Annotated in this window: 13 protein-coding genes, 1 pseudogene and 1 riboswitch; of the genes and pseudogenes, 1 reads left to right on the top strand and 13 read right to left on the bottom strand. The window is 41.2% G+C overall.

Features of this window, described 5'->3' with window-relative positions; genetic code table 11:
- Window positions 1–133: 133 nt before the first annotated feature.
- From A6755_RS12800 to A6755_RS12775, 6 genes are all read right to left on the bottom strand, one after another.
- A complete protein-coding gene (locus A6755_RS12800) occupies window positions 134–916 on the bottom strand; it encodes a CAP domain-containing protein (RefSeq protein ID WP_063590856.1) in 783 nt (260 codons plus the stop codon).
- Between the two features lie 440 nt (window positions 917–1,356).
- Window positions 1,357–1,794, bottom strand: a complete 438-nt coding sequence (locus A6755_RS12795) for a FixH family protein (RefSeq protein ID WP_063590855.1) — start codon at window positions 1,792–1,794, stop codon at window positions 1,357–1,359.
- A gap of 19 nt (window positions 1,795–1,813) precedes the next feature.
- Complete coding sequence (locus tag A6755_RS12790) at window positions 1,814–3,229, bottom strand: sensor histidine kinase (protein WP_063590854.1); 1,416 nt, start codon at window positions 3,227–3,229, stop codon at window positions 1,814–1,816.
- A complete protein-coding gene (locus A6755_RS12785) occupies window positions 3,226–3,912 on the bottom strand; it encodes a response regulator transcription factor (RefSeq protein WP_063590853.1) in 687 nt (228 codons plus the stop codon). The genes A6755_RS12790 and A6755_RS12785 overlap by 4 nt, the downstream gene beginning before the upstream one ends.
- 5 nt (window positions 3,913–3,917) lie before the next feature.
- The gene (locus A6755_RS12780; protein WP_063590852.1) at window positions 3,918–4,880 is read right to left on the bottom strand and encodes a YncE family protein; all 963 of its coding nucleotides are present in this window, start codon (window positions 4,878–4,880) and stop codon (window positions 3,918–3,920) included.
- 119 nt (window positions 4,881–4,999) lie between these two features.
- Window positions 5,000–5,266: a hypothetical protein gene (locus A6755_RS12775; protein ID WP_063575892.1), complete on the bottom strand. Its 267-nt coding sequence runs from the start codon at window positions 5,264–5,266 to the stop codon at window positions 5,000–5,002.
- A gap of 111 nt (window positions 5,267–5,377) precedes the next feature.
- Between A6755_RS12775 and A6755_RS12770 the strand changes: the two genes are divergently transcribed.
- Window positions 5,378–5,620: a hypothetical protein gene (locus tag A6755_RS12770; protein ID WP_034307479.1), complete on the top strand. Its 243-nt coding sequence runs from the start codon at window positions 5,378–5,380 to the stop codon at window positions 5,618–5,620.
- Between the two features lie 57 nt (window positions 5,621–5,677).
- Here A6755_RS12770 and A6755_RS27065 read toward each other — a convergent pair.
- The 7 genes and pseudogenes from A6755_RS27065 to A6755_RS12740 form a co-directional block, all read right to left on the bottom strand.
- A pseudogene (locus A6755_RS27065) lies at window positions 5,678–5,824 on the bottom strand (DUF2188 domain-containing protein); the annotation flags it as partial.
- A gap of 66 nt (window positions 5,825–5,890) precedes the next feature.
- Window positions 5,891–6,817 carry a CobW family GTP-binding protein gene (locus A6755_RS12765; RefSeq protein ID WP_063590851.1) on the bottom strand — a complete coding sequence of 309 codons (927 nt, stop codon included), beginning with the start codon at window positions 6,815–6,817 and terminating at the stop codon, window positions 5,891–5,893.
- Window positions 6,818–7,551: 734 nt separating this feature from the next.
- The gene (locus A6755_RS12760; protein ID WP_048686713.1) at window positions 7,552–8,085 is read right to left on the bottom strand and encodes a cupin domain-containing protein; all 534 of its coding nucleotides are present in this window, start codon (window positions 8,083–8,085) and stop codon (window positions 7,552–7,554) included.
- A gap of 24 nt (window positions 8,086–8,109) precedes the next feature.
- Window positions 8,110–8,739 carry a methylthioribulose 1-phosphate dehydratase gene (locus A6755_RS12755; protein WP_063590850.1) on the bottom strand — a complete coding sequence of 210 codons (630 nt, stop codon included), beginning with the start codon at window positions 8,737–8,739 and terminating at the stop codon, window positions 8,110–8,112.
- Complete coding sequence (locus tag A6755_RS12750; RefSeq protein WP_063590849.1) at window positions 8,736–9,395, bottom strand: 2-hydroxy-3-keto-5-methylthiopentenyl-1-phosphate phosphatase; 660 nt, start codon at window positions 9,393–9,395, stop codon at window positions 8,736–8,738. The genes A6755_RS12755 and A6755_RS12750 overlap by 4 nt, the downstream gene beginning before the upstream one ends.
- Window positions 9,396–9,401: 6 nt before the next feature.
- Window positions 9,402–10,634, bottom strand: a complete 1,233-nt coding sequence (mtnW, locus tag A6755_RS12745) for a 2,3-diketo-5-methylthiopentyl-1-phosphate enolase (RefSeq protein WP_034307491.1) — start codon at window positions 10,632–10,634, stop codon at window positions 9,402–9,404.
- Between the two features lie 108 nt (window positions 10,635–10,742).
- A riboswitch (SAM riboswitch) is annotated at window positions 10,743–10,896 on the bottom strand.
- A 118-nt stretch (window positions 10,897–11,014) separates the two neighbouring features.
- On the bottom strand, window positions 11,015–12,187 hold the full coding sequence (locus A6755_RS12740) for a pyridoxal phosphate-dependent aminotransferase (RefSeq protein ID WP_063590848.1): 1,173 nt from the start codon (window positions 12,185–12,187) through the stop codon (window positions 11,015–11,017).
- Window position 12,188: the final 1 nt, after the last annotated feature.

Below are 12,188 nucleotides of genomic sequence, written 5' to 3'. Positions count from 1 at the left end.
TCTTTTTAGATTTGGGTACATTATAGAGAATCAATCGATGTCACAATTGATTTTTTTTCATGGAATGGAATGATCCATTCCCGCAAAAAAAAGCGCACCCCAATTTAATGGGATGCACTTTTCTATTAATCTATTATTTTCCGATGAATTGTTGAGTCCAGTAGTTACCAGATTCTACGTAACCTACTCCAATATGAGTAAAGCTAGAATTCATGATGTTTTCACGGTGTCCCTGGCTATTCATCCAAGCTTGTACCACTTCTTCAGGTGTTTGTTGACCTTGTGCGATGTTTTCGCCAGCTGTTTTATAGCTGATTCCGAATTGTTTCATCATATCGAAAGGTGAGCCGTAAGTCGGGCTATTGTGGTCAAAGTAGTTTTTATCTTTCATGTCTTGAGACTTGATACGTGCAACTTTGCTCAATTCAGTGTCGATTTTAAGAGCTGCCAAACCTTGTTTTTCACGTTCTGCATTCGTTAATTTAACAACTTCTTGTTCAAAAGCACTTAATTCAGAGCTTGTCTCTGGTTTTTTATCAGTTGATTTATCAGGTGTTACTTCTGGTGCTGCAGGTTTTGCTGCTGGTTTTGATTGGTTCGTTGTTCCAGCTTCTTGTTGAGCTGGTTGTTGAACTGGTTTTTGAACTGGTTTTTGAACTGGTTTTTGAACTGGTTTTTGAACTGGTTTTTGAGCTGGTTTTTGAGCTGGTTGTTGTTGTGCCTGCGCTGCAGGAATAGTGATATTGTATTTAGCTAGGTATTGGTTAAGGACTTTTTGCATATCCTCTTTATTCGTAGTTTTATAAGTCACTTGTTTCACTGTATCACAGTTGGCTGCTTCAGCTTGGTTAGCTCCTACTCCTGTGAATATAATAGCTGCAGCCGCTGCTGCTGACATAATCATTTTCTTTTTCATTCGTATTTCCTCCTGTGATGTTCATTTTTTGTTGTGCTTTGCTTCTGGAATTATCATAACATGCACTTTTTGTAATAAAGGCACCATCAATTTCCATCAAATTCACAGGATGCGAATGAAAATATATTTATGATCCAAGTTTCAGAGAAAACAAGCAGAAATGCTTTAACTATCTATGTTTCTGCCATCAGTATAAATACTCACATTTTTCCAGTAATTATTTGTCAATGGTAGTTACATAGAACCATTTCCATGGAATACTAATAACTTTTAGTTGACATATCGTTACTAACCGAATTATTATGACTTTCTTTACTTTTATGTTACAAATTTTTCGGTTTCACTTCGACATTTCGTCATTTCCCCCTATCGTCTTGAATATTTTTCCAAATAAAAAACAATCCGGATTAAAGCCCGAATTGTTTTGATTTTGATGGTACTCATTTCATTTCTTCATCATTCATCTCGTCCATTTCTTTTTTTCCGCCATTTTGTTCGGGAGTGCTTGGTTTGCCTATGACGAATTCTTTCTTTGGCATGTTGTGCATGTCCCTTGCCGTTACGTGGGCATATACATAATAGGTTCCTTCTTCATCAAAAGCCTTTTCCAGTTCATATATACCATTCCCTTTATGTTTTACTGCTATCTTGTCATGGTCATCGCTATTCGCAAGCCAAATTTCAAAACTGACATCATCCGCATCTGTCACGACTTCGTCCCCATATGTTACTTTTGCCTGAAATTTCACAGGCTCATTCACTTTACCCTGAATTGGATCGACAGCTAAATCGACATTTAACATTTTTGGAATTTCCTCTTTCTTGCCGCATCCAGCCAAAAAAATTAACGCCATGCAAAATAACATGATTTTTTTCATTTTTGAACGTACCCCCTTTTTATGAATTCCATTCTTCTTTTATATTCGGCAGGATGACCCTGACTGTTGTTCCCCTTTTTTCCTTGCTTTCTATTTCGATTTTACCATTTTGTAATTCCACCAATTTTTTGACAATGGACAGTCCAAGCCCTGAACCGCCATCAAAACGGCTGCGTGCTTTGTTCACACGGTAAAAACGATTCATGATATACGGCAGATCCGCTTCCGGAATTCCGTTGCCCGTGTCAGTTACCAGCAGTTCGCAATCATCTTTATGCTGAATTAGGGTAATATGAATCGCCCCTCCGGAATCCGTATACTGAATGGCATTATCAAAAATGTTATGCAGGATCTGTTCCATCCTTCCTTCATCCCCAAAAATAATCGGGTCTGGATCCAGGTCTAGCTTCAAGCCCAATTGTTTTTCCTTTATTATCGGTTCATATTTCACAAGTACGTCTTCAATGAATTGCGCATAGGCAATCGGGGTTTTATTTAACAGGAATGGAGCACTTTCCATTTTTGATAAGTCCATAAGATCTCCCACAAGCCGCTGCAGCCTAAGAGCCTCCCTTGAAATGAGTTGAAGGTATCTCCGTTGCTCTTCATCATTTTTCACGACACCATCCAATATGGCCTGCGTATATCCCTTTACATAACTAAGGGGGGTTCTGAGCTCATGTGCAACATTTTCTAGAAATTCTTTTTTTCTTTCTTCTTCCAAATGGATGGAATTGGCCATATCATTAAAGGCTATTGCCAGTTTACCTATCTCATCCTGACTCCTTACCTCGACCTGTATGTCATAATCCCCCTCTGAGACACGATGGGCCGCAGTCTCGATTTCCTTAATCGGACTGACTAGCTTTTTCAACCATTTAGTAGTAAACAAAATCGCGACAATCAAAAATAATAGAACCGCCGCCAACCATTTTGCAGCAAATTCCTTAAATAAGACTGTAATGGAATCTACAGGAATATATGTATAAATGATACCTTCGAGGCGATTTTCGTCAATCAGGGGTATGATCGCCGCTACGATGTTCTTTTCAAACCTTTTCTCATATCCTTCTTTTTCAACGGCTTTCCCATCTAAAAGCATTTGCCGTTCTTCTTCAGAAATAAGGGTATCGTAATTGATTTCAAAAGGCAGACAAGCACTCAATTCCCTGGGATTATTGACGACAAAGACTTCGCTGTCGTTCTTACTGTTAAACCATTCAACTTTTTGCTTAAAGTCTTCGCTGATTTCACCGCCGGAATAGTCCGCCCCTAGCAATGATGCTTCATTGACTAAATCCGTTTTAAGCTTCTCCACATATAGATTTTTATAATAATATTGAGAAAGGGAGTAAGCGAACAGCACGGATAGGATGATGGCGGAGATAATGGTGAGCCATAATTTAAAAGAAAGGGTTCGCCATTTATAGATCATTTCTTTTCCTCTATCTTATAACCGATTCCCCAGACGGTTTGAATGTAATCGGCCGCTCTTAATTTCATTCGTAACGTTTTAATATGGGTATCCACTGTACGTAAAGATCCTCCATACTCACCGCTCCATACATTTTCAAGCAGTTGTTCACGGCTGAGTGCCTGGCTTTTATGACGAATGAGGAATAACAGCAATTCGAATTCTTTCAAGGTTAAATTGATTGGCTTCCCTTCCACTAAAACCGTTCTGGATTGTAAGTTCAAGCTAATTTTACCGAATCGGACATGGTTTTGATTCTCTTCATTCAATGATAATTTCCCTGTCCTTCGCAATACCGCTTCGACCCTTGCGACCAATTCTCCTGGATTGAACGGTTTGACGATATAATCGTCGCCGCCAAGCTTCAGCCCTTTCACCTTATCCCATTCTTCACCTTTCGCACTGACAAATATCACAGGGATCTCCCCAATTTCACGAATTTCTTCACAAACGGAGAAACCGTCCATACCTGGCATCATGATATCCAATAGGATTAAATCCACTTCCTCTGTTTCAACCATACTTATAGCTTCTTTTCCATTCGCAGCTTGAAGGCATCGATAACCTGAGTTCAGCAAATACATTTCAACTAGATTACGCATATCTTCTTCATCATCCACGACTAAAATGGTGTAAGCATGCATGTCATCTACTCCCTCAACATCAATTGGAATGGACCTTCGCCGACTTTGATCGTTTTTTTAACATCGACTGTTTCAGCATCCATTACATACACTTCATCACTATCATATCCCGCCACGACCACATCTTCGTTAAAGTTTGCCATTTCAAAGGGGTTGACGCCGACCACTTTGCTTTTGACTTCCTCATATTGATCATTCAATTTATATAAGGAGCTAGTCCCATGACTAAGGACAAATATTCCTTCATCATTTTCCAGGAACTTTATCGGCATGGTTGGGGCCTTAAGCTTTTTCTTCAACACTCCCGTTTTTGCCGAATAAATATAAAGATCTTCTTCCACTTGATCCCCATCACCGTGTCCTCCAATCCATATTTCATCCTTTTCTTCCCTTAATAATGTGCCTGTGCTGGAACTATGTACGGGAAATTCGAAATCGACCTTTTTCGTTTCAAGATTTATCACTGAACATTTGGTATCACCAAAATTAATAACATACAATCGATTCGCTTGCTCTCCTTGAAGAACGGTCAAGGGGCTTTTACCAACCTTGACAATATCCTGTTCCCCCCCATCAGCATTTAAAAAATAAATGGAGTGATTCGATTGATTGACCGCCACGATGCTTTTTCCATCACGTAACAACTGCATATTGACGATCCCTTTTCCAATTTCCCAACTGTTTATCAGTTTTCCTGCAGATAAAGAGTACACTTGGACCTTCTCCATCTCTTTTCCATAAAGCAGGATAGTATCTTTGTCTGCCAGGAGCAGGGCTCCGGTAAATGGTTCTGAAATATCCCATTTTGCAAAAGTATGATAGTTTTTGTCTATGAAAGTCAGTGAGGTATCCTTGATATTGACAGTTGCCAGGAAAGATTGACTTTTATTGATTTCAGTAAATGCATTACCGCTATTACACCCCGTAAGCAGTACGATGGCAAGAAAAAGCCCAATGCCCCACTTCATAATTTTAAGCTCCTTATTCATTAAATATCTATTTTTTAAAGATTTTAACAATGATTTGTGAAAAAAGTATGAAGCATAAAAGAATATTTGCTAACAAGCATCCGTACACACTCAAAAAATCATAATCTTTCCAATTCAGTGATATAGGCCATTACAATCGCATTTTTCATTTCTTCCGAAAGCGAAGATTCCATCACGCGTTTAATAGAAAGGTAAAATTTCTCCAATACTGGTTTTCGGGCGCGGGGATGGGCATTTTCATCCAAAAGCTCTCGTCTGATGAGTTCCGGCAACACTTCCCTTCCCCCTCCATCGTTCACCTTACGATTGTTCCATATGCTTAAATAAGCCACCAGTAATTCTTCTTGCCTGACATTTTCTTTCATAGTATCCCTTCCATCCATTACTAATTTATACATATTAATGTTCAAGTTTGTAAAGACTATCTTAATAATAAGATATCATGCTTTTTAAAATCCAAAAAAGGAGTGAGTACAATGTCTCAAGTATACCGCTGTCCGAATTGCCGGACAAATAAATCTCGCTTCAATCTCATTCAGCAAGTAGCAACACCCATTAAAAAGGATCCCCAATCCGGTGAGATTGTTGAACAATATTCGAACGACTCCCTTCTGCCATTCCATCTAGCATATAATGGTCCTGAAGTTCGGGTTCAGTGCGCTGCCTGCGGATTGATAGAAGACGAAAAGACATTTGCCGCCTTTGGAATGCAACAATAAAAATGGTCAGACCCCTATGTGGGTCTGACCATTTTCTTAATCATTTCCTACTGACATCTTAGCCCGGTCAATGGCAATTGGAATGGCTTTTCCATCCTCATATCCTTCATCCAATAAAGCATTCGCGATTTCTATAGCCTTTTCCCTAACATCTTTATTTAGATTCTTCATCGAGTTTGGGTAATCGTTCTTATTCCATGGCACTAATACCGCCTCCTTAATAAGAAAGTCTTCTTTTCATGCTTCCCTTCTTTAATGGGCGGTAAACGTTTATCGGGCCGCTTTTGCTTCCAAAGCTTTCAACTGACCGATCAACATTTCCTTATCCAACTTTTCCCCGATCATGACGATATTCAATGGCATTTTCATCATTTCATTCATATACATCGGCATTCCGTAGGAGTATTGGAATAAATGCGGGTATTGTGAATGTGTAAAGGAAATATATCCTTTCATTCGATAGACAGTTTCCGGCAGGGCCCTAAGCCACTCTTCAAAGTCGGTTTGTGCCACTGCACCTTCAAATGTATGAACGATTGCAGTTAAGTGCAAATGGTCATGAACATCAAGCTTTTGATGTACATTATGCCTTTTTCTTTGCATTTGCTGCAATGATGCCAATGAAACGGCTGCATACTCCGTCAATAAACATACAGCATCCGTATTCAGCGCCTGTATCGTATATATTAGCTGTGCGGCCTCCATCTCACTTACCATATCCGCTTTATTCAATAAAATGAAATCGGCATGATGGATTTGCTCTGCAAGCAACTGTCGAAGCTGCGGAGACAGTTCCTCCCGATCGCGCCACCTTAATAAATCGACGACCGTGATGATCCCTTTATACTCCAGCTTTTTGGCGAAAATCGGCGACATGATGCCATCCAATACTTCAACTGGATGAGCTGCACCCGTCGTTTCAATATAAACCGCATCCAGTTCATTTTCGGTTAGTAACTCATGAAGCTGAACCTCCAGTTTATCTTGAATTGTGCAGCAAATGCACCCGTCAAACAACTCCTTCAGAGGCACTCCATCACCAATGAGTCCGCTGTCAACCGATACACTGCCGAGCTCATTTAAAAGCACTGCCACTTTTCTGCCCGCTTCACTTTCCTGTTTTAAAATATTTCGAAGAAGCGTCGTTTTCCCGCTGCCGAGAAAGCCGCCTAATATGTATACTTCGGTCGTCTTCATTCTTATCTGCTCCTAAATCCGGTTAAATTCGATTCCGTTAAATTTTATCATAATTAGCTTACTAAAGCACTTGCCGGATTCACATAAAAAAACCAGCCCGTAAGCTGGTTTCAGACTAGACATATTCGAAGAAAAGCGAGTTCGACTGCAGTTTTTATTTAAAAACCTCCAGTCGATTTCAGAAATCCGCTCCCTTTCCGCCGACTGTCTCCTGAGCCTCCTCGACGTAAGCGTCTGTGGGGTCTCAGCTAGCCAGTTATTCGGCAGGAGTGTCGCAAATTTCTTCAATCCAATGGGGTTACAGGAAAAAACCATTAAGGATAATCTGGTCTTGTTTTAAAATCATGGTTCGAGATGAGACCATTCCGAACCCTTTTTAACTGCAAAATGAAACAAGCTGGATGGCTTGTTTCAGACTGAATATAAACTCGAAGAAACGAGTTCGACTGCAGTTTTTTATTTAAAAACATCCAGTCGATTTCAGAAATCCGCTCCCTTACCGCCGACTGTCTGCCCAGCCTCCTCGGTGCAAGCGCCTGTGGGTTCTCGGCTAGCCAGTTTTTCGGCAGGAGTGTCGCAAATTTCTTCAATCATGCGAGATTTCTTTTCTATAAAATAGAAAAAAAACAAAGGGATTAATGTTTTTTAAAAAAATCATGGTTAGGTGAGATCATTCCGACTTCCCTTTTTTTACAAATAAAAACCAGCCCGTAAGCTGGTTTTTCAACATTGATTCATGCTTGAACTTCGTCTTTTTCGTAAATCGGCACCCATCCTGCAGCTGTTACGAAAATCCGGACAGCAACAGTTTTCCTATCTTCCGCGAGCGTGAAATAATGTCTTGTTGATTCTGGTACACTAATAAGATCTCCTGGATTAAGCCGTACATCAAACCACTGTTTATCATTGCCTTCAATGGCAAAGATACTCGTTCCGCCTGCTATGAATCGCACTTCATCATCTTCGTGATGGTGTTCCTGCTTAAAGTTTTCAAGCATTTGATCCAAGTTCGGGTTTGCATCGGATAATGTGATGATATCATGGGCTTTATAGCCTCTTCTTTCAGAGATTTCCGCTATCTCTGATTGGAATGTTACAAGGATTTCCTCCTTGTCAGCATCAGTTAGATCGTATTTTTCCACAAGATGGGCAGGTAATTTAGAAATGTCCCATTGCTCATAAATAACCCCTTGTGTTTCTAAAAAACCTTTTACCTGTTCACCGTTTTCAATAACCTCGTTTGTTTCATGGAATCTGATCGTCGCCATCATTCATTCCTCCTCTATGAGTATTTATCTTATAGAACCTGCAAACGCCTTTTGTTGATTAAGCAACAGTTGATATTGAAATAAAAACTCGCAAGCTTCAAGTATTCTTTTTGCTTCGAATCCGCTTTTGCCCCAAACCGTAATGCCATGATTGCGTATCAGCACAGCGCCAGAGTCTCCTTCAACATGCGGCTTGAACTTATCGGATAGCAGCGGAATGTCAGCGTGATTATATATGATTGGAATCCGAAGCTCCGAATCTTCGTCCCACCGACCGGTCGCTTTAATGATTTCATGATTACGAAAGGAAACTTGGCCTTCATCTCCGTACAATTCAGATATCACATTATTTTCAACTGTATGGACATGGAGTACACAGTTCGCATTGGTTTTTCGGTAAATGTCTGTATGAAGTAAAGTTTCGGCCGATGGTCTTAGGTTCGTTTCTTCAACCGGTTTTCCTTTTAAATCCACCAGTAAAAAGTCCGAATCCGATTGCTTCCTTTTATCCTTACCGCTTGCGGTAATATAAAAGAAAGGGCTTTTGGGTTCGCGGATGGACAAATTCCCGCTAGTTCCCATAAACCAATCCCTTTCGGCCAGTTCAGCTTTAATATCTGCCAACTCAAGCCATTCTTTAGAATGAGTGTTCACGCTTTAACCACCTCCTGCTGCTTTATGATGTCAATTACATCAAAAAATGTTTCGAATCCTTGATGTGGAATTCCTTCCCTACCGCATTTTTCAAGCAATATGTCACGGGCTATGACAAAATCGGCCTGTTTTGCCGCTTCAAAATCCGTAACTGAATCTCCAATAACGAGTTTAAAATCTTCCGGACCCGCAATTTCCCTCATAATGGATGGCTTGCAGCAACCGCAATCATTACTACATTGCTCATCACAAGCATGTGGCCACTCAATATAAATCTTTTCCTTATCAAAAAATGCATGGTTGCAATAAACGGACTCTGTTGGCAAGATATCATTCAAAAGGGGTGAAATGAAAAAATCCATGCCCCCGCTTACAATATATAAAGGGATATTGGCTTGTTTCGTATACTCAACGAATTCATAAAACCCTGGACGAATGCCGGCCGTTTTTCTTACATATTGGATTATGTCATCCTTCAAGCCACTATCAAGTAGGGAAAACATATCCCCAACTCCTGAAGATATACTGATTTTTTGCTGAAGGACACCGTCTTTCAACGCTTCCCATTCCGGTGGCGCAAATTTCTTCATAATTGAAATGATATTATCTGTGTTGGTGATCGTTCCGTCAAAATCACAAAAGATGATCGGTTTCATTATTTCTTATAGGCCTCCCCACAACACAAGAGCTTTTTTTAGGGTTTCTTCCTCAGCCGCCGCTTCAGAAAGTTCCTTTCCTGCCAGAACCGCTTCCACGGCAGAACGGAAAGCCTTGGCACCGCCCTCTGCTCCGTCAGGGTGCCCGTGAATTCCGCCTCCGGCATTAATCACACTATCAAGCCCGAAATCCTTGATCAGGTCCGGAACCATGCCCGGATGAATGCCTGCAGAAGGAACAGGGAAGGCTTTTTTCCATGAAAGTTCATCTCTTGTCAGAGCTTCAGCAATCGCTAAGGTCTCCGTTTTTTCAAGTGCGACATTTCCATAAGGAGAAGGGAACAAGGATAAATCCGCACCTGATAATCTTACTAATTTACCAAGCAATAATGGATAGCCGATACCATAAAATGATGAAGATGCCAATGCCCCGCTATATGCGGGGTGCGCCATGATCGGCAGCTTGATACGATCATGTTCACTCAAGGCCTGCAATACATCCAAACCATATGTATGAACGTTGAACAATAAAGCATCTGCCCCTGCTTCAGCCGCTTGCTCTGCCTTATCCAATAATTCAAATGTTTTCCCCGATAGATTGACAGCATATAAAGTCCGGTGGCCAGCGGTTTCATAGACTTCATTCAATATTCTTTTTCCCGTTTTTATTCTATCGAAAAATGGAGTCAGTTCCTGGTCGAAGAGGATCTCATCATCCTTAACTAGGTCGACTCCTCCCAATGCTTGTTGCCTCAGTTGCTCATTATGAAATGTTAGGTCTCTTCCCAATACGCCTTTAAAGATGCTCATCACCAAGGGCCTGTTAAATACGCCAACCTTTTCCCTTATGCCTTCAATGCCAAATTGCGGCCCGGGAAAAGCTTTTTGAATATCACCGACAAAATCCAAGTCAATAAGTTTTATTTCACCGTCCAAGGAAAGCTTGCCGAAGACCGTCGTAAGGATTGCGGGTAAATCATTGGAGAAATTCCTTGCCGGATAGGCAATTTTAATCTGCGAACGGTATACTTTCCGATTAAAGTAGCTGTTTGCCCTCTCTTCTTCAGGTAGGGGTGTCACCGATACGACGCGCCCCTTATGTTTTTCCAGTTGTTTCTGTACCAAATGTGGCAATTCCGTCCATGTCCCCACAGTCAGACCCAAGGCAATGCTCTCTGCTTTTTTCTCATGATTTCCATTAAAGTCATGAATTAAATAAGTAGCGACTATCTCGCTCATCTGATCACTCCTATAACACGTTAGTAAACTCTCGATGTCATTAATAACCTGAGATGGTCTCAAAATGGCAAAAGCCCCTTCATAAAGAAGAGGCTTTAAAAAGCCATCTTCTTATCTCCCAGCCCTCGGCTGCAAGAATTAGCACCGTGCCTTGCGGATTTCAAAAAAATCCGGCGGAAGGATTCCGCCCCATTTTACAATGGAATTACGGTCGGTTGCTGGGCTTCATCGGGCTAGTCCCTCCACCTGCTCAAAATAAGAAAACGCTGATATATAAGTTGCATCCAAGTATCGAAAGATTAAGAATTTATTTTGTATTCTGACAGGTAATTCCTACTTTGTCAATAAGTTTTAACTATTTAAAGGTGAACCTTATTGCTTTAAAATAAGTTTAATGTCCGTATTCGTTCCACAGCCTCTTGCAGCCGTTCTTCCGAAGTCAGTAGCCCTACCCTGACATAACCTTCGCCAAATTCACCGAACCCATTCCCTGCAGCAACAGCTACATGGGCATGCGTTAATAAATAGTCAGCAAAACTCTCGGACGTAAAACCTTCAGGTACTTTGAGCCAGGCAAAAAACGATGCCGCTGGAGCTTTGACATCCCAGCCGATGGCCCTCAATCCCTCAATGAAAACATTCCTTCGCCCCTCGTACATCTGCACTAACTGCCCTACACAGGTCTGTGAGTCAAGCAAAGCGCTTGCCGCAGCTTCTTGTATCGCCGGGAAGAGACTCACATAAAGATGGTCTTGTAATAGTTCAAGAGCTTCTATTACACTCTTATTGCCCACTGCGAAGCCGACTCTCCACCCTGCCATATTGTATGTTTTCGATAGAGTGTATATTTCAACTCCTACATCCTTCGCTCCCTCCGCCTGGAGAAAGCTTATCGGTTTTTTTCCGTCGAATCCTATCGCCCCATAGGCGAAATCATGGACCACACAAATTGAATGTTCTTTTGCAAAGGAGACGGTTTCATCAAAGAAACTTTCAGTTGCAGAAGCGCCTGTGGGATTATTCGGATAATTCAAGAACATCATTTTGGCTTTATCAAGAACTTCTTTATGTATGTCATCGTATTTCGGAAGAAAATCATTTTCTTCTGTCAAGGGCATCAGTTCGGTCTTTGCCTGGGCTAAAACAACACCGGAAAGATAATCCGGATAGCCGGGATCTGGAACAAGGATCGTATCACCTGGATTCAATAAACACTGCGGAAGTTCGACAAGACCTGCCTTTCCCCCGAAGAGAATTGCCACTTCACTATTCGGATCCAGCTTGACACCGTATTCCCGCTCATAAAAGACGGCAGCAGCATCTTTTAAATATTGATGTCCCCGGAATGGCGAATATTTATGATTAATCGTTTTTTCAGCGGCAGTTTGCAAACTTTTGACGATATGTTCCGCCGTCGGCTGATCAGGGTTTCCCTGGCCTAAATTAATGACATCATGTCCTTGCTCCGTGATTGCATTGACTTTTGCGACCAGTGAAGCAAAAAACTGCTTAGGCAGGTCCTGAAGCAGTCCGGATTTTTCGAAATGCACCATT

The organism is Peribacillus frigoritolerans, from assembly GCF_001636405.1.
Taxonomy (GTDB): Bacteria; Bacillota; Bacilli; order Bacillales; family DSM-1321; genus Peribacillus; species Peribacillus frigoritolerans.
The sequence above is the reverse complement of the archived record's forward strand: the minus strand, read 5'-3'. Positions and strand labels throughout refer to the sequence as shown.